At 70.6% G+C, this 19,869-nt stretch carries 19 protein-coding genes and 1 pseudogene; 14 read left to right on the top strand and 6 right to left on the bottom strand.

Translation table 11 applies throughout. The features are described 5' to 3' along the window. Positions 1-129 precede the first annotated feature (129 nt). The 4 genes from QM809_RS02185 to QM809_RS02170 are packed head-to-tail and all read left to right on the top strand — an operon-like array spanning position 130 to position 4,836. Positions 130-1,974 carry an ABC transporter ATP-binding protein gene (locus QM809_RS02185; RefSeq protein WP_415044207.1) on the top strand — a complete coding sequence of 615 codons (1,845 nt, stop codon included), beginning with the start codon at positions 130-132 and terminating at the stop codon, positions 1,972-1,974. Next, entirely contained in the window at positions 1,971-3,743 is a 1,773-nt protein-coding gene (locus QM809_RS02180) for an ABC transporter ATP-binding protein (protein WP_415044206.1), read from the top strand. Before QM809_RS02185 ends, QM809_RS02180 begins: the two co-directional genes overlap by 4 nt. Before the next feature lie 9 nt (positions 3,744-3,752). Further along, positions 3,753-4,406, top strand: coding sequence for a TetR/AcrR family transcriptional regulator (locus tag QM809_RS02175; protein WP_415044205.1), 654 nt, complete (start codon positions 3,753-3,755; stop codon positions 4,404-4,406). 46 nt (positions 4,407-4,452) lie between these two features. Next, a complete protein-coding gene (locus tag QM809_RS02170) occupies positions 4,453-4,836 on the top strand; it encodes a PPOX class F420-dependent oxidoreductase (RefSeq protein WP_415044204.1) in 384 nt (127 codons plus the stop codon). A 27-nt stretch (positions 4,837-4,863) separates the two neighbouring features. Here QM809_RS02170 and QM809_RS02165 read toward each other — a convergent pair whose 3' ends face one another. Further along, positions 4,864-6,066, bottom strand: coding sequence for a M20 family metallopeptidase (locus QM809_RS02165; protein ID WP_415044203.1), 1,203 nt, complete (start codon positions 6,064-6,066; stop codon positions 4,864-4,866). A 101-nt stretch (positions 6,067-6,167) separates the two neighbouring features. Between QM809_RS02165 and QM809_RS02160 the strand changes: the two genes are divergently transcribed. From QM809_RS02160 to QM809_RS02150, 3 genes are read left to right on the top strand one after another with little or no spacing between them, the layout of a single operon-like run. Beyond that, positions 6,168-7,142, top strand: coding sequence for a hypothetical protein (locus QM809_RS02160; RefSeq protein WP_415044202.1), 975 nt, complete (start codon positions 6,168-6,170; stop codon positions 7,140-7,142). 36 nt (positions 7,143-7,178) lie between these two features. Then, positions 7,179-7,742, top strand: a complete 564-nt coding sequence (gene pyrE / locus QM809_RS02155; protein WP_415044201.1) for an orotate phosphoribosyltransferase — start codon at positions 7,179-7,181, stop codon at positions 7,740-7,742. 17 nt (positions 7,743-7,759) lie between these two features. Next, a complete protein-coding gene (locus QM809_RS02150; protein ID WP_415044200.1) occupies positions 7,760-8,464 on the top strand; it encodes a TrmH family RNA methyltransferase in 705 nt (234 codons plus the stop codon). Here QM809_RS02150 and QM809_RS02145 read toward each other — a convergent pair. Next, positions 8,430-8,816: a hypothetical protein gene (locus tag QM809_RS02145; RefSeq protein WP_415044199.1), complete on the bottom strand. Its 387-nt coding sequence runs from the start codon at positions 8,814-8,816 to the stop codon at positions 8,430-8,432. The genes QM809_RS02150 and QM809_RS02145 overlap by 35 nt on opposite strands. Before the next feature lie 62 nt (positions 8,817-8,878). Continuing rightward, the gene (locus QM809_RS02140) at positions 8,879-9,577 is read right to left on the bottom strand and encodes a DedA family protein (protein WP_415046989.1); all 699 of its coding nucleotides are present in this window, start codon (positions 9,575-9,577) and stop codon (positions 8,879-8,881) included. Between the two features lie 274 nt (positions 9,578-9,851). Here QM809_RS02140 and QM809_RS02135 point away from each other — a divergent pair, with 274 nt between their 5' ends. Next, positions 9,852-10,433 carry a DedA family protein gene (locus QM809_RS02135; RefSeq protein WP_415046988.1) on the top strand — a complete coding sequence of 194 codons (582 nt, stop codon included), beginning with the start codon at positions 9,852-9,854 and terminating at the stop codon, positions 10,431-10,433. A 103-nt stretch (positions 10,434-10,536) separates the two neighbouring features. Next, entirely contained in the window at positions 10,537-11,571 is a 1,035-nt protein-coding gene (gene fbaA / locus QM809_RS02130) for a class II fructose-bisphosphate aldolase (protein ID WP_415044198.1), read from the top strand. Between the two features lie 139 nt (positions 11,572-11,710). Here fbaA and QM809_RS02125 read toward each other — a convergent pair whose 3' ends face one another. After that, the gene (locus QM809_RS02125; protein WP_415044196.1) at positions 11,711-13,354 is read right to left on the bottom strand and encodes a DUF4878 domain-containing protein; all 1,644 of its coding nucleotides are present in this window, start codon (positions 13,352-13,354) and stop codon (positions 11,711-11,713) included. A gap of 123 nt (positions 13,355-13,477) precedes the next feature. On the opposite strand from QM809_RS02125, the gene QM809_RS02120 reads away from it, so the two are divergent. The 4 genes from QM809_RS02120 (at position 13,478) to QM809_RS02105 (ending at position 17,068) form a co-directional block, all read left to right on the top strand. Then, a complete protein-coding gene (locus tag QM809_RS02120; protein WP_415044195.1) occupies positions 13,478-13,909 on the top strand; it encodes a DUF3151 domain-containing protein in 432 nt (143 codons plus the stop codon). 29 nt (positions 13,910-13,938) lie between these two features. After that, positions 13,939-15,093, top strand: coding sequence for an FUSC family protein (locus QM809_RS02115; protein WP_415044194.1), 1,155 nt, complete (start codon positions 13,939-13,941; stop codon positions 15,091-15,093). A gap of 98 nt (positions 15,094-15,191) precedes the next feature. Continuing rightward, positions 15,192-16,175, top strand: a complete 984-nt coding sequence (locus QM809_RS02110) for a cation diffusion facilitator family transporter (protein WP_415044193.1) — start codon at positions 15,192-15,194, stop codon at positions 16,173-16,175. Between the two features lie 65 nt (positions 16,176-16,240). Further along, positions 16,241-17,068: a polysaccharide deacetylase family protein gene (locus QM809_RS02105; protein ID WP_415044192.1), complete on the top strand. Its 828-nt coding sequence runs from the start codon at positions 16,241-16,243 to the stop codon at positions 17,066-17,068. Positions 17,069-17,073: 5 nt separating this feature from the next. Here the strand turns inward: QM809_RS02105 and QM809_RS02100 are convergent, their stop codons facing one another. Both QM809_RS02100 and QM809_RS02095 read right to left on the bottom strand, forming a co-directional pair. Then, positions 17,074-17,871, bottom strand: coding sequence for a site-2 protease family protein (locus QM809_RS02100; RefSeq protein ID WP_415044191.1), 798 nt, complete (start codon positions 17,869-17,871; stop codon positions 17,074-17,076). Continuing rightward, entirely contained in the window at positions 17,868-18,458 is a 591-nt protein-coding gene (locus tag QM809_RS02095; protein ID WP_415046987.1) for a hypothetical protein, read from the bottom strand. Before QM809_RS02095 ends, QM809_RS02100 begins: the two co-directional genes overlap by 4 nt. Positions 18,459-18,581: 123 nt before the next feature. Between QM809_RS02095 and QM809_RS02090 the strand changes: the two are divergent. After that, positions 18,582-19,869, top strand: a pseudogene (locus tag QM809_RS02090) (adenylosuccinate synthase).

The following is a 19,869-nucleotide window of genomic DNA, read 5'->3' as shown; positions in this document are numbered from 1 at the left end:
TCGTGTCCGGGGCTTGCGGGCGTGTTCGGGGCTTGCGGGACCTCGTCGTCGACCTTATTGTGAATCTGCTTTATTAATAAGTATGGCAAACCTAACTACTTGAGCCGCTCGGCGGCGACGAGGAGAGTCATGACGACGGCAGAAGCGCCACCGGTCCGTGAACCGGACGACGACGCGCCGACCGATCCGCGCGTGCAGCAGCGCGCGGACGCGAAGGCGCTCAAACGACTGATGAGCCCGGTGTCCGGGCGGCTGACGACCGGCCGGATCCTGGCGGTGATCTCCGGCATCCTCGCCGTGGTGCCGTACATCGCGCTGGTGAACGTCGGCGACGTCCTGGTCGAGGCGGCGCACGACGGCGTCGCCGTCGATGGCGACGAGGTGAACCGCTGGATCCGGATCCTGGTCGTCGCCTTCACCCTGCGCCTGTTCGTCTACTTCCTGGCGCTGGGCATCACGCACTTCGCCGACATCAGGCTGGGGCACCTGATCCGGGAGCAGATGGTGCAGCGGTTCTCCCGGGTGCCGCTGAACTGGTTCACCTCGACCAACTCCGGGCGCGTCCGCAAAGCGCTGCAGGACGACATCGGCGCCGTCCACCACCTGATCGCGCATCAGCCGGTCGACGGCACCCAGGCGGTCGTGATGCCGCTGGCGCTGATGGTCTACTCGTTCGTCGTCGACTGGCGTCTGGGGCTCCTGGCGATCGCGACCATTCCGCTGTACGCCGCGGCCATGGGGCTGGGCATGCGGGGGATGGGCGAGAAGACCGTCCAGATGGACAAGAAACTCGGCGTGGTCTCGGCGCGCATGGTGGAGTTCGTCACCGGCATCGCCGTGGTCAAGGCGTTCGGCCGGGTCGGCCGCGCCCACGGCGCCTACCAGGAGTCCGCGCACGACTTCCAGGAGTTCTACTACGCCTGGGTGAAGCCGCTGCTCCGGGTCAGTTCGCTGGGCATGTCGCTGCTGTCGGTGCCGCTGCTGCTGTTGATCAACATCGGCGGCGGCACCTGGCTGGTGGGTCGCGGCGACGTGACCGCGGCCGACGTCCTCGCCACCTCGCTGATCGCCCTGCTCATCCCGTACGGCATCGAGGTGCTGATGAACTCGATGTGGTCGCAGCAGATGGCCGGCGCCTCGGCGCGCCGGATCACCGACCTGCTGGAGACCCCGACGTTGGCCGAGTCGACGTCGGCCGAGGGGGACCGGAGCTCCGAGCCCGACGGTCACGACGTGGTCTTCGACGGCGTCAGCTACTCGTACGGCGGGAACGAGTCGGATCTGGCGCTCGACGACGTCTCCTTCACGCTCACCGCGGGCACGGTGACCGCGCTGATCGGCCCGTCCGGGTCGGGCAAGTCGACCATCGCGACACTGCTGGCCAGGTTCGACGACCCCCGGCGCGGCCGGATCCTGCTCGGCGGCGTCCCGGTGTCCGAGATCGAGGACCTCTATGCGCACGTCGGATTCGTCCTGCAGGATCCGCAGCTGCCGTCGATCTCGATCCGCGACAACATCGCGCTCGGCCGCTCGGACGCCACCGACGCGCAGATCCGGGAGGCCGCGCGGGCGGCCCGGATCCTCGACGAGATCGAGGCGCTGCCCCGCGGCTTCGACACCGTCTACGGCGCCGACACCGGGCTGTCCGGCGGGCAGGTGCAGCGCATCGCGATCGCCCGGGCGATCCTCGTCGACGCTCCCGTGCTGATCCTCGACGAGGCCACCGCGCTGACCGACCCGGAGTCGCAGCACCAGGTCCAGCAGGCGCTGTCGGAGCTCTCCCGCGGCAAGACGGTGCTGTTGATCGCGCACCGGCCCGAGGCGATCAAGGGCGTCGACCAGATCGTCCTGGTGGACGGCGGGCGCGTGGTCGCCACCGGCACCCACGACCGGCTCATGGCGCAGCCCGGCTACGCGAATCTGTGGAGATCGACCACGGCGAGCCTCGCCGACGACGCAGGAGAGAACCGATGAACCTTCCCCTGATCGACATCGTCCCGCGGATGAAGCGGATGGTCGCCAGACCGGAGGCCCTGCGCCCGGCGCTGGCCGCGGCGGTGGGCAGCGGCCTCGCGGAGGGGCTGGCGTTGGCGGCGCTGCTGCCCGCGATCAGCGCGCTGGCGTCCGGCGACCCGGTGTGGGGGCTGCGCACCGGCGGTTGGCTGGTGGTCTTCGCGGTGCTCGCGGCGGCGAGTTTCGCCCTGATCTACCTCCAGGAACGGCTGACGTACACCGTCGCCCTGGACTTCCTGTACTCCATCCACCGGCTGGTGGGCGACCAGGTCTCCAAGCAGCCGCTGGGCTGGTTCGCCCGTCCGCTGGCCGGGCGGCTCTCGCGCATGGTGTCCACCGAGCTGATGCAGGCCGGTGAGATCTTCGCGCACATGATCGGCCCGCTGGTCTCCCGGATCACCGCAGGGCTCGTGATCGTGGTGGCCGCCTGGTTCTGGAATCCGCTGCTGGGCCTGGTGCTGACGGTCGCCGCCCCGGTGTTCGTGCTGATCACCCTGGTCTCGACGAGTCTCATGCGCCGGGGCGGCCGGATCCACGAACCCGAGGAGGTGAACCTGGCCGACCGGATCGTCGAATACGCGCAGTGCCAGGGCGCGTTGCGGTCGTGCGGCCGGAGCCGACACTTCGCTCCGCTCGACGACGCCCTCGAGGACACCACGATCGCGCGGATCAGAGCGATGTGGATCGAGACCGTGGGCATGGTGCTCAGCGGTGCGGTGACCCAGGGCGTGATCGTCGCGCTGATCTCGGTGACCGGGTCGCTGGCGGTGTCCGGTTCGCTCGAACCGATTCCGGCGCTGGCGTTCATCGGTCTGGCGCTCCGTTTCACCTCGACGCTGTCGACCATCACGGAGACCGCGATGAGCCTGGAGTCGAGGCGTCCGCTGCTCGACGCCATCGACGAGGTGCTCACCTCCGAGCCGCTGCCCGAACCGGCGTCTCCCGCGACGCTGACGGCACCCGGTTCGGTGGAGCTGGACGGGGTGACCTTCGGTTACGCGCCGGGGGAACCGGTCCTCGACGACGTCTCGCTCTCGGTGCCGGCCGGGACGATGGTGGCCCTCGTCGGCCCGTCCGGCTGCGGCAAGACGACGATCGCCCGCCTGGTCAGCCGGTTCTACGACGCGGACTCCGGCGTGGTGCGGGTGGGCGGCGTCCCGGTCGGCGAGCAGACCACCGAGCAGTTGATGGGGCAGCTCTCGATGGTCTTCCAGGACGTCTACCTGTTCGACGACACGCTGGAGGCCAATGTCGCGGTGGGCCGCGAGGACGCGACCCCGGCGGAGATCCGCGCGGCCGCCGACCTGGCCGGCGTCACCGAGATCGCCGAGCGACTGCCGGACGGCTGGTCGTCGCCGGTGGGGGAGGGCGGCAAGGCGCTCTCCGGCGGTGAGCGGCAGCGCGTCGCGATCGCCCGCGCGCTGCTCAAGAAGTCGCCGATCGTGCTGCTCGACGAGGCCACCTCGGCCCTCGACGTGGAGAACGAGGCCAACATCGTCGCCGCCGTGGAACAGCTGCGGAAGCAGGCGACGGTGCTGATCATCGCCCACCGCCTGGACACGATCGCGGCGGCGGACCAGATCGTCGCACTCACCGAGGACGGCCGGGTCCAGGCGCAGGGCACCCATGCGGAGCTGATCGCCCAGGACGGGACGTACGCGCGGTTCTGGCACCGGTTGCACAGCGCGCAGGGCTGGGAGTTGACCGGCGGGCCGGGTTCCGCCGACTAATCTGGATCCGTGAACACGACGTCGAACGGGCCGGTCCGCGGGGGCCGGAAGGTGGGCCGCAAACCCGCCTTCACCGCCGACGACGTCGTGGCCGCGGCGATCGCCGAGGGCATCGACCGTTTCAAGCTCTCGGCGGTCGCCGACCGGCTGGGCGTGGTGACGCCGGCGATCTACCGGCTCTTCCCCTCGCGGGACGATCTGGTGATCGCCTGTCTCGACGCCGCCGGGGCCACCATCGCGTTGCCGGAGCCGGGTCTCCGGTGGCGCGAGGTGCTGCAGTTGTGGGCGGACGAGTGCTGGCGGGTGTGCGACGACTTCCCCGGTCTGGCCCGGCTGGTGTACACGTTCCCGTCGGCGCCGTCGCGCATCGAGTACGTCTTCGCGGCCTATGCCGCGGCGCTGGCGGCGCAGGGCAGGACGCGGGGGCAGTCGATGTTCGCCCTCGACTTCCTCGGCGACACCGTCTTCGCATCGCACCTGTCGGTGGAGGCGATGCGTGCGGTCGACGATCGGGGGGAGTCGGGACTGGATCGGATCCGGAACGCGCTCGGCGACGGTGACACGATGCTGCGGCCCGACGACACCTGGCTCGATCGGGGTGCGATCGACACCAAGATCGCCTTCATCCTGGCCGGTCTGGAACGGGACTGGCCGGAGCTCTGAGCGGTGCCCGGGGTGCGGCCCGCCGGATCCGTGATTGTCTTGATCCATGACCGACACGCGCGTCGCCGATCTGGGCAAGGGAAACCGATTCGTTCTGCTGACCACCTACCGGAGGGACGGGACCCCGGTGTCGACGGCGATGTGGGCGGCGCCGGACGGCGACGACCTGGTCTTCTGGACGCCCGCGGACACCTGGAAGGTGAAGCGGCTGCGTCGCGACCCCGCGGTGCGGGTGCAGGCGTGCGACCGACCGGGGCGGAACACCTTCGGGCCGGAGCTCGCCGGTGTCGGCGAGATCGTCGATGCCGACACGGTCGCCTCGCTGCTCGCGCGCAAGTACGGGATCGTCGGCGCGTTGATGATCCGCGGTTCGCGGCTGTTCCACCCGCGCGTCGGCAGCGTCGGGATCCGCGTCCGCGACGCGGCCTGAGTGTCGCGGTCCGGGTGGACTCCGCCGTCAGTCGACCGACAGCAGGTCGACGGCGGCGCGCACGTACGCCCGCGCGGCGATCGCCAGTTCGGTCAGGCTCACCGACTCGTCGGGCTGATGCGCCTGGGTGTTGATGTCGCCGGCGCCCATCACGACGGTGGGGACGTGCAGGTCGCGGCTGACGTATCCGCCGTCGCACGCGGCGGTCCAGCCGCCGATCGAGGTCTGTCCGCCGCTGTCGGTGACGGCCCGGGCCACGGCCTGCACCAGGGGGTGGTCGTGCGGGGTGGTGAAACCGGGCAGCTCCATGGTCGGCCGCACCTCCACGCGCGCACCGCCGTCGCCGATCCCGGCGGCCTCGATCGCCGTGCGCAGCCGGGCCGCGACGCCTTCCACTGACTCGTCGGGCATCAGCCGTCGGTCCACCCCGAGATAGCAGTCGGGGGCGACGACGGCGATGGCCTGGCCGCCGCGGATCAGGCCGACGTTCCAGGTGCCGTGGCCCAGCAGGGGGTCGGAGTCCCGGGCGAGGGCGGCCTGGTCGTCGTCGATCAGTCCGATCACGGCGGCGGCGGCCGCGATGGCGCTCACCCCGTCCGACGGACGCCCGGAGTGGGCGGCGCGGCCGGTGATCGCGATGTCGATGTACGACGCCCCGCGGCAGGCCCGGACCACCTGCAGCGAGGTCGGTTCGGCGACGATGCAGCCCGCGAAGGAGGGGAGCGGCTGCCGCACCAGGTGGCGGCTGCCGGAGTTGAGCTCCTCCTCGTCGACGGTGGCGGCGAGCGTGACCGGGCCGGAGAGCGTGATCCCGAACTCGGCGGCGCGGGCGAGCGCGGCCATCGCGGCGACGATCGCGGCGAGCCCGCCCTTCATGTCGCACGTGCCGCGTCCGATGAGCCGGTCGCCGTCGCGCCGGGCGGTGAACGGGTCGCCGGTCCAGCCGGGGCCCGGCGGCACGACGTCGGTGTGGCCCAGGAAGAGCATCCCCGGACCGGTACCGGTGCCGGCGGTGGCGAGCAGGTTGGGGCGCTGCGGGGACACCTCGTGCAGGTCGACGGCGAACCCCGACTCGCGGCACGCGGCGGCGAGGACGTCCACCGCGGGCTGCTCCACACCGCCCGGGTTGACACTCGGTGCTTCGATCAACCTGCAGGTCAGCGACTCGATGAGGGTGACATCGACCGAGTCCGCCAGCGCGTCGACCGCGTTCCGGGACTGTGCGTTCATCGTCGTTCCTCCTTGGTTCCGCCTGCGCCGAGTCGCTCCGGGACGTGCCGAGGACCGAGTCAGCCAGCGCTGCGTGAGCGTTCGATAGTAGGCTATCTGCGATGACTACCGTCTATTTCGTGATTGCGGCCCTCGCGCTCGTCGGCGCCGGTGTCCTGCTCTGGCTCGACCGTAACCGGTCCGAGAAAGTGCATCACCAGCGTGCTGTGTGGGGCGAGGCGCACTCCTTCAAGTACCGCGAGTCCGACAGCAAGCTGCGTTCGGCGTTCGGCCGTGCGGCCATGGCAGTGCCCGAGCACGTCGTGGTCCGCGATGTGGCCTACGGCCATTACGAGGGCGCCGAAGCCGTGGTGTTCGACCTGGACGAGACCGCGACCGTGGTCGCCGTGCGTCGTTCGACCGCATCGCCGGTGACGGTCGATCTGCGCTACGAGGACGTCCTGGCTCCCGCCGAGGAGGACGTGGACCTGCTCGGCGCGATGGGTTCCCGCGTGATGTTCGCGAGCGACCTCGATGCGGCGCGCCGGGTCTGCGACCGTCGCATGGTGGAGTTGGCCACGTCGACGCCGGACTACATCGAGATCCTCTGGAACGAGGGCAACTGGGCACTAGGCTCGATGCCGCTGACCTCGGACAGCGAGATGCTCGACGTCGCGTTGGACACGGTGCGCCGGTTCGCCGACCTGCTCCGCGCGCTGCCGGTCCTGGCCGACGGGAAGCCCGATCCGGAACGCTCCGCGCTGGAACACGCGGTGCCCGAGCGTGCGGTGCCGGTCCGGCAGGAACCGGTCGAGGACGTGCCCACCGGTCTGCTCGACAAGCAGCAGCGCGAGCGCACGGCCCCACCGCGCGGCGGAGTGCCCGCGGAGACGCCGCGTCGACCGGCTCCGGCGTTCGACGACGAGTCGTCCGATCTGCCGGCGGCCGCGCCGTCGGGCTACGGCGACCGCCCGTCGTCGCGTCCGGGCGGTCAGCGTTCGGCGCGACCGACGCCGTTCGGTGCCGCCCGCGCCGGTCGCGACCGCGTGGATCCGCAGGATCTGCCGCCGATGTCCGGCCAGCACGACCGCGACTGACACCCGCTTCCCAGACACTTCCAGGAGACGTTCACGATGGCCGATCCGGCTGCCCCCGCCCTCGACACGGCTGCGCGTGCCCGCCTCGCCGAACTGGTGAAAGAGCTGGCCGTGGTGCACGGTCGGGTGACGCTCTCGTCCGGCAAGGAGGCCGACTACTACGTCGACCTGCGCCGTGCGACGCTGCACCACGAGGCGAGCCGACTGATCGGCACGCTGATGCGCGAGCTCACCGCGGACTGGGATTACGTCTCGGTGGGCGGACTGACCCTCGGCGCGGATCCGGTGGCGACGTCGATCATGCACGCCGACGGCCGCCCGATCGACGCCTTCGTGGTGCGCAAGGCGGCCAAGGCGCACGGCATGCAGCGGCGGATCGAGGGCCCGGACGTCGCGGGGCGTCGCGTCCTGGTGGTCGAGGACACCTCCACCACCGGTGCTTCGCCGTCGCAGGCCGTCGTCGCAGCCCGTGAAGCCGGCGCGATCGTGACGGGGGTGGCCACCGTCGTGGACCGCGCCACCGGCGCCGACGCCGTGATCGAAGAGCTGGGCGTCCCGTACCGCTCGCTGCTGGGGCTCGGCGACCTCGACCTGGCCTGACCCCGGGCAGCCTCTCCTTGCCCGAGAACAGCCCCGCCGAGAGCGGTCCCACCGAGGACTCCGGCGCCGGGCCCACCGAATGGCGCAGCGGGATCGGCGAGCCGGTCGGCGTCGGCCCCTGGCACGACGAACACGACGTCCCGCCGCCGGACGACCCGCGCCACGACCCCGAGCTGCTCGCCGGGGGAGATCGCCGCAACGTCGTCGACGCATACCGCTACTGGTCGCGCGAGGCGATCGTCGCCGATCTGGACACCCGTCGGCACGGTTTCCACGTCGCGATCGAGAACTGGGGCCACGACGCCAACATCGGCACCGTGGTGCGCACCGCGAACGCCTTCCTGGCGCACACCGTGCACATCGTCGGACGACGCCGCTGGAATCGCCGCGGGGCGATGGTGACCGACCGCTACCAGCACATCCGGCATCACGCGACGGTCGACGACCTCGTGACCTGGGCCGGGGAGAACGATCTCGTGGTGGTGGCCGTCGACAACACCCCGGGCGCGGTCCGGCTGGAGGAGACCGAACTCCCCGAGAACGCCCTGCTGCTGTTCGGGCAGGAGGGGCCGGGGGTGACGGACGAGGCGTCCGCGGCGGCGGCGATGACGGTCTCGATCGCCCAGTTCGGTTCGACGCGCAGCATCAACGCGGGGGTGGCGGCCGGGATCGTGATGCACGCCTGGGTCACCCGGTACGCAGATCTCGACCGCGCCTGGTGACCGGGGCGCGGCCTGCGGACGGGGCCGCGGCGAGGAGCGGGTCGCCGTGGTGCCGGATCAGCACGGCCCGGGCCGTCAGCCGCCGTTCGACGCGGTCGACGGCGTCGGCGAGTTGCCCGGGGTCGTCGGGATCGGCCACGAGTGCGACGACCCCGCCCCCGGAACCGGTCAGGAACGGTACGACGTCGCTCGCCCGGTCGCCGACGACGCCGAAGCCGACGCCGTTCCGGGCCAGGGCGCGTGCGTAGCGGTGGGCGGCGGGGGAGTCGAGGATCACCAGCTGGACGGTCCGAGGCGGGGCCTCAGGCCGGGTCGGAGATGCGGACGAGGCCGGGTGCGTGATCGTCGTCATGCACCCAGCCTCGCGGGGAAGCCTGTACGGCGGCTCCGGCCGTCCTGTGAACCGGCTGGCGGTCAGGCGGCGGGGCCGTCGATCGGGACGTCCTCCTCGGGGAACGGCGGCCGCGAGTTGCGACGACGACGCCACCACTCGAGCACCATCGGCAGCACCGAGACCAGCACGATCGCGATGAAGATCGGCTCGATCAGCTTCTGCACGATCTCGAACTGGCCCAGCCAGTAGCCCAGCAGCACGATGCCGGCGCCCCAGATGATCGCCCCGACGATGTTGTAGAGAGCGAAGACCGGGTAGCGCATCTTGGCGGCCCCGGCGACGATCGGCGCCAGGGTGCGGACGATCGGCACGAAGCGGGCCACGAAGATGGTCAGCGGACCGCGCTCTTCGAAGAAGACGCTGGCTTCGGTGAGGTAGCGCTGTTTGAGGAAGCGCGCGTCGGGCTTGAACATCGACGTGCCGACGTAGCGGCCGATCCAGTATCCGATCTGGCCGCCGAGGATGCCGGCGACCGGAATGAAGACGCACAGCTTCCACAGGTCGAAGTTCGCGTTGGCGACGGCTTCGGCGTGTTCGCCGGTGGCGCTGCCCGCGGCGATCAGGCCTGCCACGAAGAGCAGCGAATCGCCGGGAAGGACCGGGAACAGGACGCCGGACTCGATGAGGATGACGAGCAGCAGCCCCCAGAAGGCGAAGGCCCCGAACCATCCGATGAGGGTGTAGGGGTCCATGAAGCCGGGCATCAGGGCCACGTTCATCGTCGTCTCGGCGAGAAGATGTTGGGTCACAGACAGTCAGAATAGCGAGTCGACCTGGAAGAAGGCTAAAGCCAGAGTTGTGATTATCATCCCTTAAGGGAAGATTGCTCCGTTTCTCGACGGTCGCGCATCTCCTCGACGGCCGCGGCGCCGCGGCGAAGGTTCGGGTTCGCTGAAAGCGGATCGTCCGCCGTCGTCGGACTCCCGTAGATTCCGGGGTGTGAACACCGATTCCGGGTGGCTCGGCGCCACCGCAGACTGGGCGGTCTCACTCATGGAGTCGCTCGGCGCGTTCGGGGCGGGCCTGGCCATCGCGATCGAGAACATCTTCCCGCCGCTGCCCAGCGAGGTGATCCTGCCGCTCGCCGGATTCGCGGCCGGCCGCGGAGATCTCACCCTGCTCGGGGCGATCTTCTGGACCACCGCGGGATCCATCGTCGGAGCCCTCGTGCTGTATCTGCTCGGCGCCCGGCTGGGCCGCGACCGGATGCGGCGGCTGGTGGTGAAGGTGCCGCTCGTCGACATCGCCGACGTCGACCGCACCGAGGCCTGGTTCGACCGCCACGGCGACAAGGCCGTCCTGCTGGGCCGGATGATCCCCCTGTTCCGCAGCTTCATCTCCGTTCCGGCGGGCATCGAGCGCATGCCCGTCGCCCGATTCCTGGTGCTCACCCTGATCGGCAGCGCCGTCTGGAACACGGTGTTCATCCTCGCGGGGTATCTCCTCGGCGAGAACTGGGAGACCGTGCAGCGCTACGCCGACGTGCTGCAGTGGATCGTGGTCGCCGTCGTCGTGGCGGCCGTGGTCGTCTTCGTCGTACGTCGTGTCCGGAACCGCCCGCACGAGGTGGAATAGCCGGGGGCCGACGGACCTCACCGGCCGTCGCCGATGCCTGCCATAATCAAAGGGTCGAGAGCTCGCCACCGCGAGAGACCACCGATCTGGAGGACGCACCCCCATGCCCATCGCCACCCCCGAGAAGTACGCCGAGATGCTCACGAAGGCCAAGGAGGGCGGCTACGCCTTCCCCGCCATCAACTGCACCTCCTCGGAGACCGTCAACGCCGCGATCAAGGGCTTCGCCGACGCCGGCAGCGACGGCATCATCCAGTTCTCCACCGGTGGCGCCGAATTCGGTTCGGGCCTGGGTGTCAAGGACATGGTGACCGGCGCCGTCGCGCTCGCCGAGTTCGCGCACGTCGTCGCCGAGAAGTACGACGTGACCATCGCGCTGCACACCGACCACTGCCCGAAGGACAAGCTCGACACCTACGTCCGCCCGCTGCTGGCGATCTCGCAGGAGCGCGTCGACAACGGCCGGAACCCGCTGTTCCAGTCGCACATGTGGGACGGCTCGGCCATCCCGATCGACGAGAACCTGGAGATCGCCCAGGAACTCCTGGAGAAGTGCAAGAACGCCAACATCATCCTGGAGCTGGAGATCGGCGTCGTCGGCGGCGAGGAGGACGGCGTCGAGGCCGAGATCAACGACAAGCTGTACACCGACGTCGAGGACTTCGAGAAGACGGTGCGCGCGCTGGGCACCGGCGAGAAGGGCAAGTACCTGCTGGCCGCCACCTTCGGCAACGTGCACGGCGTCTACAAGCCGGGCAACGTGAAGCTGAAGCCGTCCGTGCTCGACGACGGCCAGAAGGCCGCCGCCGCGCTGGCCGGCCAGCCCGAGGGCGCCAAGCCCTTCGACTTCGTCTTCCACGGCGGCTCGGGCTCGGAGAAGCACGAGATCGAGGAGTCGCTGAGCTACGGCGTGGTGAAGATGAACGTCGACACCGACACCCAGTACGCGTTCAGCCGTCCCGTCGTCGGCCACATGTTCACCAACTACGACGGTGTGCTGAAGATCGACGGCGAGGTGGGCAACAAGAAGGTCTACGACCCGCGCAGCTACCTGAAGAAGGCCGAGACCGGCATGGCCGAGCGCGTCGTCGAGGCCTGCAACGACCTCAAGTCGGCGGGCAAGTCGATCAGCGCCTGATCGTCCCCTCCCCTCTCGCCGGTCGAGCCCTCTCGCTGGTCGAGCGGAGTCGAGACCACGAAGCGCCCCTGCCGATCGGCAGGGGCGCTTCGCGTTCTCCAGGTGTTCTCCGGGGGCCGAGACGGCCCCGGGGAGGAGGTCAGGGCTTGGCGCAGACCTTCCATTCGCCGCTGACCTTGTGGAGAGTGATCTGGGCGCTGGTGGTGGCGTCGCTCTGGTTGGTCACGTCGACGCCGACCCGGGCGGTGTCGCCGTCCACGGCCACGCCGGTGATCTTCTTGAACGAGAGCAGCTGACCGCGGTCGCGCTGATTCTGGTAGGCGCGGGAGAACTCGTCGGCGGACACGCTGGAGTAGAACTCGTACTCCTCGCCGCAGGTGACGTTGCGCAGCGTGTCGAGGTCGCCCTCCTCCATCGCGGTCTGGTAGTTCTCGGCGGCGTCGGCGGCCTTCGACTGGGTGGAGTTCGCGAAGGCGAGCCACCAGACCGCGGCGGCGACGATCACCACGACCAGGGCGGCGAGGACGATCCAGAGCCACTTGCGGCTCTTCTTCTTCCCGTCCTCGGGCGCGGCCGGCGGGATCACCTCGGGCTGGTGCGGGCTGTTCGACCAGCCCTGCTCGGGCGCAGCGGGCTGGTCCGGTGCCGACTGGCCGGGCTTGGTGATGGAGACGGTGGCGCTTCCGGCGGCCGCCGCGGCAGCGGCTGCCGCGACCACGGCGGACCGGTCGATCTTCTCGGTCGGGGTGGCGTCGGCGGTGTCGACCACCTGGGTGGCCTCGTTCACACCGGTGGTGTCGACCACCTGGGTCGCCTCGTTCGCGTCGGCGGCGGGCGTCTCACCGCTCGGCTTGGGGATCACCTGCGTGGCGGTGGCCGCCGCCGCGGCGGCCGCGGGGCTCACCGGGAGCACGGTGGTCGCGGACTCGTCGGCGGTCACCTCGTCGTCGGCACCGGCCTCGTCGTCGTCGGTCTCGGTGTCGTCAGCGGTGTCGGTGTCGTCGGCCTCGGCGGTGTCGGGCTCGGCAGGGTCCTCCTCCGAAGCGGACTCCTCGTCGGCCGAATCCTCGGCGGCGGATTCTTCGGCGGCGGCGTCCTCGGCGGCGTCCTCCTCGGAAACGGGTTCCTCGTCGGAGGCCTCTTCGGAAGCCGGCTCCTCGGACGCGGGCTCGTCGTCGGCGGGCTCCTCGTCGGCCGGGGTGTCGTCCGCGTCGTCGGCGGGCTCGTCGTCGTTCGTCGCGGCCACTGCGGCGACCGCGGCGGCTCCGGCCACCGCGGCACCGGCTGCGGCGGCCTTCACGGCGGTGCCGCCGGAGGACTTCTCGGCCTCGTCGGCCGCGGGCTCGTCGGCGGGAGCGTCCGCGGCCTCGGTGTCGGCCGCAGCGGGCTCGGCCTCGGCGTCCTCGGGCTCCGCGGATTCGGCCGGAGCGGACTCGTCCGCGGCGGCCGCATCCGCGTCAGAGGTGTCCTCGGTCTCGGGCGCCTCGGCCGGAGCCTCGTCGTCCGCTCCGGAGTCGTCCGCCTCGGAGGTGTTCGCCTCGGGCGTCGCAGCCTCGTCGGCGGAGTCGCGGAGGCCCGCCGGGATCGGGATGGTCTTGGTGGGTGCGTCCGAGCCGCCGCCGCCGGGCGTGGGACCGGCTTCGATCTTCACGATCGGGGTCGCGGAGGCATCGTCGGAGGCCGTGTCCGTCGCGGAGGCACCGGTCTCGCCGGCGCGTCGGGCACGGAATGCGTCGACCACCTTCTTGACGGCAGGGTTCTTGTCGTTGTCCGAAGTCGGCATGCTGCGCAGGTCCTGGATCGAAGGGTATTCGGGCGCCGGTTCGGCGGCACGCACAAGAGAATATCGAATGACGGGTGGCTCGTGCCGGGCCGGGCGGGTGTGCGGGGGTGATTGAATGGCAGGATGACCTCATTCGGAGACCTGCTGGGACCGCCGCCGACGCTGCTCACCGGAGACGACGACGCCGAGTCCGACCTGCTGAACGGAGCCGATCCCGCCGCGGTCGCCGCCGAGCACCCGTCCGCTTCGATCGCCTGGGCCTATCTGGCCGAGGCGGCGCTGACCGGGGCCGAGGACGACGTCAGCCGTCAGGCGGCCGCCTACGCCTATGCGCGGACCGGCTACCACCGCGGCCTGGACCAGCTGCGCAGACACGGCTGGAAGGGCTTCGGCCCGGTGCCGTGGAGCCACGAGCAGAACCAGGGCTTCCTGCGCTGCGTCGGTGCGCTGGCCCGTGCCGCGCAGTTGATCGGCGAGGAAGACGAGTACCTGCGCTGCCTGGATCTGCTGAACGACAGCGATCCGCGGGCGATCGCCGAACTCGGGCTCGACTGACGTCCGGCTCGACGAGGGACGGGAGCCGGATGACCACCGCGCGGATCCGGGAGCGTCGTTCCCGGGTGCTCGGTCGACTGCCCGCCCCGGTCGCCGGGCGGCTGCGGCGGCTGGGGCTCTCGCTGGTGCCGATCCTGCAGTGCGCGATCGCCGGCGGGGTGGCCTGGTTCGTCGCCTTCGACCTGCTGGGGCACAAGGCGCCGTTCTTCGCGCCGATCGCCGCCGTCTCATCGCTCGGGCTGGTCCTGGCCCGACGATGGCGCCGCTCGATCGAACTGATCAGCGGTGTGTTGATCGGCATCGTGGTCGGCGACCTGGTGATCTCGCTGATCGGTTCGGGACCGTGGCAGATCGCCGTGGTGGTCGCGCTCGCGATGGCCGTGGCGGTGGCGGCCGACGGCGCACCGATGATGACCACTCAGGCCGGGGCATCGGCGGTGCTGGTGGCGACGCTGCTGCCGCCGGGCAACGCCGCCGGATACGAGCGCGCCGTCGACGCGATCATCGGCGGCGTGGTGGCGCTGGTGATCGGCGCCCTGATCCCGGTCAATCCCGCCCACCGGGCCAGACGCGATGCCGCCCTGGTGCTGGAGACCCTGCGCGATCTGTCCGGCCGACTCGCCGAGGCCCTCCGCCTCGGCGACACCGACGACGTCCAGGTGGTTCTGGATGCGGCGCGGGGGACGCAGACCGAGATCGACGCCATGCACGCGGACATGCGGGCGGGCCGCGAGGTGGTCACCCTCTCGCCGCTGTTCTGGTCCGAGCGGCCGCGCCTCGGGGTGATCTCCGCGACGGCCGCGCCGATCGATCGGGCGATGCGCAACTTCCGCGTGTGCGCCCGGCGGGCGCACGGGCTGTGCCGGCGCGGCATCGCCGTCGAACCCGCGGTGATCGATCTGATCGCCGCGCTGCCGGAGGGGTTCGAGGTGCTGCGCGAGATGATGCTGGCCCCGCCGAAGGGGCACCCGGATCAGGCGGATGCGGCGACGGTCCTGCGGTCGATCGTCCGCCGGGCGCGCCCGGCGATCAACGATGCGCGGGCGGCCCTGGACGACGGCGACGGCGATGTGGCCGAGATCGCCCTGCTGGTGGAGTTGCGCTCGCTGCTGGTCGACATGCTGATGGTGGCGGGGCTGCAGCGGGAGTCGGCGATCGCGCAGTTGCGGCTCGACGCGTCGTGACCCCGCGCGGCCGGGGGCGGACGTCGGGGCTGTCGAACCGGGTGATCCGGGTCTCCGGACCCTTGTGATACATGCGTGAAGTCGCATATATTCGAGCCATGAGTTCATCACACGACCACGGCGGTGCACATGAGCACGGCGGTGCGCACGGCCACGGGCACGAGGGGCACTCGCACGGGCCCACCGCGGCGGATCTGGTGGCCGACGGGGGAGCGCATCGCAGGCTCTGGCCGATGGTCGCGGCGGTGGTCCTGATCGGCGGTTACTTCTTCGTCGAACTCTTCGTCGGCATCGCGATCGACTCGCTCGCGCTGATCGCCGACGCCGGACACATGCTGACCGACGTGGTCGCGGTGTCGATGGGGCTGTCGGCGCTGCTGCTGGCCCGACACGGCCGGATCACCGGCACGCGCAGCTTCGGCTGGTTCCGGGCCGAGGTGTTCACCGCGGTCCTCAACGCCGTGCTGCTGATCGGCGTCGGCGCCTTCGTGCTGTACGAGGCGATCGAGCGGCTCGGCGGCGACGCCCCGGCGATCCCGGGCGGCACCCTGATCACGGTCGCGGCGATCGGTCTGCTGGTGAACCTCGCGGTGATGCTGTTGTTGCGGGCCGACGCGGAGGGCTCGATCGCGGTGCGCGGCGCCTACCTGGAGGTGCTCGCCGATGCGCTCGGCAGCGTCGGCGTGTTGGCAGCGGGCGTGGTCATGACGACGACCGGCTGGCGGTACGCGGACGTCGTGGTGGCGGTGGCGATCGCGGTCTGGGTGGTGCCCCGGGCGATCCGGCTGGCGTTCGACGCCCTGAAGATCCTCAACCAGCAGGCGCCCGACCACGTCGACGTCGACGAGGTGGCCGCCGAGCTCGCGCGGGTGCCCGGCGTGACGGACGTGCACGACCTGCACGTCTGGTCGGTGACCACGGGCATGGACGTGGCGACGGTGCACGTCTCGAGCGACGGCGACTACGCGAGGGTGCTCGCCGACGCCCGCACGGTGCTCGCCGGACACGGGCTGGTGCACGCCACGGTGCAGGTGGATCCGGTCGACGACCGGGGCGCGTGCTGCGCGAAGCTGTCCTGGTGAGGCTCCGACGGCTCCGCGGCGCATGTCTTCCCGGGGTCGTCGTCGTCCGGCGATAAGGTCGCCTGATGGACAGACGGACGTTCCTCGCGATGCTGGCCGCCGGGGGTGCGGCGGCGCTGACCGGCTGCGCGGTCGAATCCGACGGCGAACCGGGCAGGCTCCTGGCCTCGCCGACCCCGGAGCCGGGGACGGCGACGACGGGTCGGCCGGTGCCCACGACGCCCGCCGCGAAGCCCGGCCTCCCGCTGGCCGGCGGCCCGCTGGAGAAGAAGGTCCCGATCGGGAAGACGCCGATCACCGCGTTGCCGGGCCGCGGCCGTCACCTCGCGCTCACCGTCGACGACGGCGCCAGCTCCGAGGTGGTGGGCGCCTACTGCCGATGGGCGGCCGATTCCGGTGCGCGGTTCACGTTCTTCGTCACCGGCCGGTACGACAGCTGGCGGGAGAATCGTGCCGCGCTGGCGCCGCTGGTCGAGTCCGGGCAGGTCCAGCTGGGCAACCACACGTGGACGCACCCGGACCTGACCGCGCTCGGCGAGAAGGACATCGCCATGGAACTCCGTCGGACCAAACGGTTCCTGAAGAACCGGTACGGCGTCGACGGCACCCCGTACTACCGGCCGCCGTTCGGCTACCGGAACGCGAGCGTCGACAAGGTCGCCGCCGACCTCGGCTACACGGTGCCCACGATGTGGGAGGGATCGATCGCCGATTCCGGCCTGGTCACGCAGAAGTTCCTGATCTCGATGGCGCGTCGCTACTTCCGCCCGCAGCACATCGTGATCGGCCACGCCAACCACGATCCGGTGACCCACGTCTACGGGAAGTTCACCGACATCATCCGGTACCGCAGACTGCAGACGGTGACCCTGGACGACTACTTCCGGACCTGATCGGTTCAGTAGCCCAGATGGTTCCAGAACAGGAACAGCCGGTAGCCGTCGTACATCAGGTCCGCCGGGACCCCGAACAGGTCGATCACCCCGTGGACCACGTCGAAGAACGCCCGGTTGAGCTGCGGGATCCACAGCAGCGCGAAGACGATCAGGAAACCCCACGGCGCGATCTGCGCGGCGCTGCGGCGGGTCTCGTACGAGAGGTACGGCGCGATCGCGTTGAACCCGTCGAACCCGGGCATCGGGATCAGGTTGAGCACCGTGGCGGTGATCTGGAGGAACGCCAGGAAGGTGAGGCCGCCCAGCAGATTCGCGGTGCCCGCGTCCTCCGGCGTCACGGCGACGGCGATCAGCAGCAGGACCCCGAGGATCAGGTTGGCGGCCGGTCCGGCCAGACTCACCCGGGTCTGCTGCCCCTTGGTCATCCGGTCGGTGTGCAGGTACACCGCGCCGCCGGGGAACCCGATGCCGCCGAGCACGATGATCAGCAGCGGCAGCCCGAGGGAGAGCAGCGGGTGCGTGTACCGGCGCGGATCGAGGGTCAGGTAGCCGCGGAGTTCGGCGGAGTGGTCGCCGTAGCGGAACGCGGTGAAGGCGTGCGCGAACTCGTGCAGGCACAGCGAGATCAGCCAGCCGCCCAGGATCAGCAGCCACATGCCGCCGATCGCGGTGCCGCTGCTCTCGTCGCCGCTGAGCCACAGCAGCACGCCGCCGGCCGCGGTCGCCGCGACCAGTCCCAGGAACACCGGGCCGGGTCGGACCGCGCGCAACGCGGTGGCGACGGGGGTGGAGTGGTTCACGGGCGGACCAGCTTCCAGTCGAGGTGATGGCGGTAGTAGCAGGAGCGTTTCACCACGCGCGGGGTGAGCACGCCCTCCCGTTCGACGACGAGGTCGATCCCGCCGGTCTGCACGGCGCGGCCGGTCAGCCAGCCGCCGGGGAGCAGCCGCTCCCGGCGGCCGCGGACGCCGGGGAGGTCCGGGATCGGTTCGATCACGATGCCGCGGACGTCGCCGTCGAACAGCCGCTCCGAATCGACGTAGGTCTCGCCGTGCAGCGTGGTCGGCTTCCCGTCCTCGCCCGGTCTGCCCAGGTGCCGAGCGTAGCCGACGAGGACCGTGCCCGCGTCGTCGCGGATCAGCGGAAGCGTCTGCGCGGCACCGTCTTCGGCCAGGACGCGGGCCGCCGCGCCGTGCGGGAGGCCGTAGTTCCGGGTGGCCCGGGTGGCCCGCGGGGCGACGTAGGCCACCTCGACGTCGAGCCGCTCGTGCCGCATCAGGACGCCGACCGCCTGAGAGAAGAAGACGTCGGGGTTCGCCGGACCGTCGGCGGGGGGTGCGATGATCAGTCGCGTGACCGCGGGGTCGGCGACGGCCTCGCTGACCATGCGGGCCAGCGTCGCCGCTTCGGCACCCGGGGGCGGTGGGAGGATCTCGGTGGAAACCACGCCAATAGGGTATCCGCGCCGATCAACAAGTAGGGTGCTGCATGAACAGGAGGAGCACCTGACATGGCTGCGATTGTGCTTATCGGCGCCCAGTGGGGCGACGAAGGCAAGGGTAAGGCGACCGATCTGCTGGGCGGAAAGCTGCAGTGGGTGGTCCGCTACCAAGGTGGAAACAACGCCGGGCACACCGTCGTTCTGCCGAACGGCGAGACCTTCGCCCTGCATCTGATCCCCTCGGGAATTCTGACGCCGGGCGTCAACAACGTGATCGGCAACGGCGTGGTCGTGGACCCGGCGGTGCTGCTGACCGAGCTGAAGGGGCTGGAGGATCGCGACGTCGACACCACCGGTCTGCTGATCTCGGCCGACGCGCATCTCGCTGATGCCGTACCACGTCGCGATCGACAAGGTCACCGAGCGATTCCTCGGCAACAGCAAGATCGGCACCACCGGCCGCGGCATCGGCCCGTGCTACCAGGACAAGATCGCCCGCGTGGGCGTCCGCGTCGCCGACGTGCTCGACGAGAAGATCCTCACCCAGAAGGTCGAGGCGGCCCTGGAGATCAAGAACCAGATCCTCACCAAGATCTACAACCGCAAGGGGCTGGATCCCCAGCAGGTGGTGGACGACACGCTGGCGCTGGCCGAGGGCTTCAAACACCGCATCTCCGACACCCGGCTGCTGTTGAACCAGGCGCTCGAACGCGGTGAGACCGTGCTCCTGGAGGGCAGCCAGGGCACCCTGCTCGACGTCGACCACGGCACCTACCCGTACGTGACGTCGTCGAACCCGACCGCCGGCGGCGCCGCCGTGGGCTCGGGCATCGGTCCGGGCCGGATCGAGACCGTGCTGGGCATCCTCAAGGCCTACACCACCCGCGTCGGCTCCGGTCCCTTCCCGACCGAGCTGTTCGACGAGTGGGGCGAGTACCTGGCCACCACCGGCGGCGAGGTGGGCGTGACCACCGGCCGGGCCCGCCGCTGCGGCTGGTACGACGCCGTGATCGGCCGCTACGCCACCCGCGTCAACGGCATCACCGACTACTTCCTCACCAAGCTGGACGTGCTCTCCGGGATCGAGGAGATCCCGATCTGCGTGGCCTACGAGGTGGACGGCGAGCGCATCGACGAGATGCCGATGACGCAGACCGGCTTCCACCACGCCAAGCCGATCTACGAGACCATGCCGGGCTGGACCGAGGACATCTCCGGCTGCCGCACCTTCGACGAGCTGCCGCAGAAGGCGCAGGACTACGTGCTGCGGCTGGAGGAGCTCTCCGGCGCGTACATCTCGTGCATCGGTGTGGGACCGGGTCGGGAGCAGACCATCGTGCGTCGCGAACTGGTGTAG

Source organism: Gordonia sp. (in: high G+C Gram-positive bacteria), assembly GCF_047600385.1.
Taxonomy (GTDB): domain Bacteria; phylum Actinomycetota; class Actinomycetes; order Mycobacteriales; family Mycobacteriaceae; genus Gordonia.
The sequence above is the reverse complement of the archived record's forward strand: the minus strand, read 5'-3'. Positions and strand labels throughout refer to the sequence as shown.

Excerpts from the sequence above, each read along its gene's own strand:
- QM809_RS02095 (WP_415046987.1), bottom strand. The coding sequence starts at position 18,458 with ATGGTCAGCGAGGCCGTCGCCGACCCCGCGGTCACGCGACTGATCATC.
- pyrE (WP_415044201.1), top strand. The coding sequence starts at position 7,179 with ATGGCCGATCCGGCTGCCCCCGCCCTCGACACGGCTGCGCGTGCCCGC.
- fbaA (WP_415044198.1), top strand. The coding sequence starts at position 10,537 with ATGCCCATCGCCACCCCCGAGAAGTACGCCGAGATGCTCACGAAGGCC.
- QM809_RS02165 (WP_415044203.1), bottom strand. The coding sequence starts at position 6,066 with ATGAACGCACAGTCCCGGAACGCGGTCGACGCGCTGGCGGACTCGGTC.
- QM809_RS02180 (WP_415044206.1), top strand. The coding sequence starts at position 1,971 with ATGAACCTTCCCCTGATCGACATCGTCCCGCGGATGAAGCGGATGGTC.
- QM809_RS02135 (WP_415046988.1), top strand. The coding sequence starts at position 9,852 with ATGGAGTCGCTCGGCGCGTTCGGGGCGGGCCTGGCCATCGCGATCGAG.
- QM809_RS02125 (WP_415044196.1), bottom strand. The coding sequence starts at position 13,354 with ATGCCGACTTCGGACAACGACAAGAACCCTGCCGTCAAGAAGGTGGTC.
- QM809_RS02145 (WP_415044199.1), bottom strand. The coding sequence starts at position 8,816 with ATGACGACGATCACGCACCCGGCCTCGTCCGCATCTCCGACCCGGCCT.
- QM809_RS02185 (WP_415044207.1), top strand. The coding sequence starts at position 130 with ATGACGACGGCAGAAGCGCCACCGGTCCGTGAACCGGACGACGACGCG.
- QM809_RS02140 (WP_415046989.1), bottom strand. The coding sequence starts at position 9,577 with ATGAACGTGGCCCTGATGCCCGGCTTCATGGACCCCTACACCCTCATC.
- QM809_RS02110 (WP_415044193.1), top strand. The coding sequence starts at position 15,192 with ATGAGTTCATCACACGACCACGGCGGTGCACATGAGCACGGCGGTGCG.
- QM809_RS02170 (WP_415044204.1), top strand. The coding sequence starts at position 4,453 with ATGACCGACACGCGCGTCGCCGATCTGGGCAAGGGAAACCGATTCGTT.
- QM809_RS02115 (WP_415044194.1), top strand. The coding sequence starts at position 13,939 with ATGACCACCGCGCGGATCCGGGAGCGTCGTTCCCGGGTGCTCGGTCGA.
- QM809_RS02105 (WP_415044192.1), top strand. The coding sequence starts at position 16,241 with ATGGACAGACGGACGTTCCTCGCGATGCTGGCCGCCGGGGGTGCGGCG.
- QM809_RS02120 (WP_415044195.1), top strand. The coding sequence starts at position 13,478 with ATGACCTCATTCGGAGACCTGCTGGGACCGCCGCCGACGCTGCTCACC.
- QM809_RS02160 (WP_415044202.1), top strand. The coding sequence starts at position 6,168 with ATGACTACCGTCTATTTCGTGATTGCGGCCCTCGCGCTCGTCGGCGCC.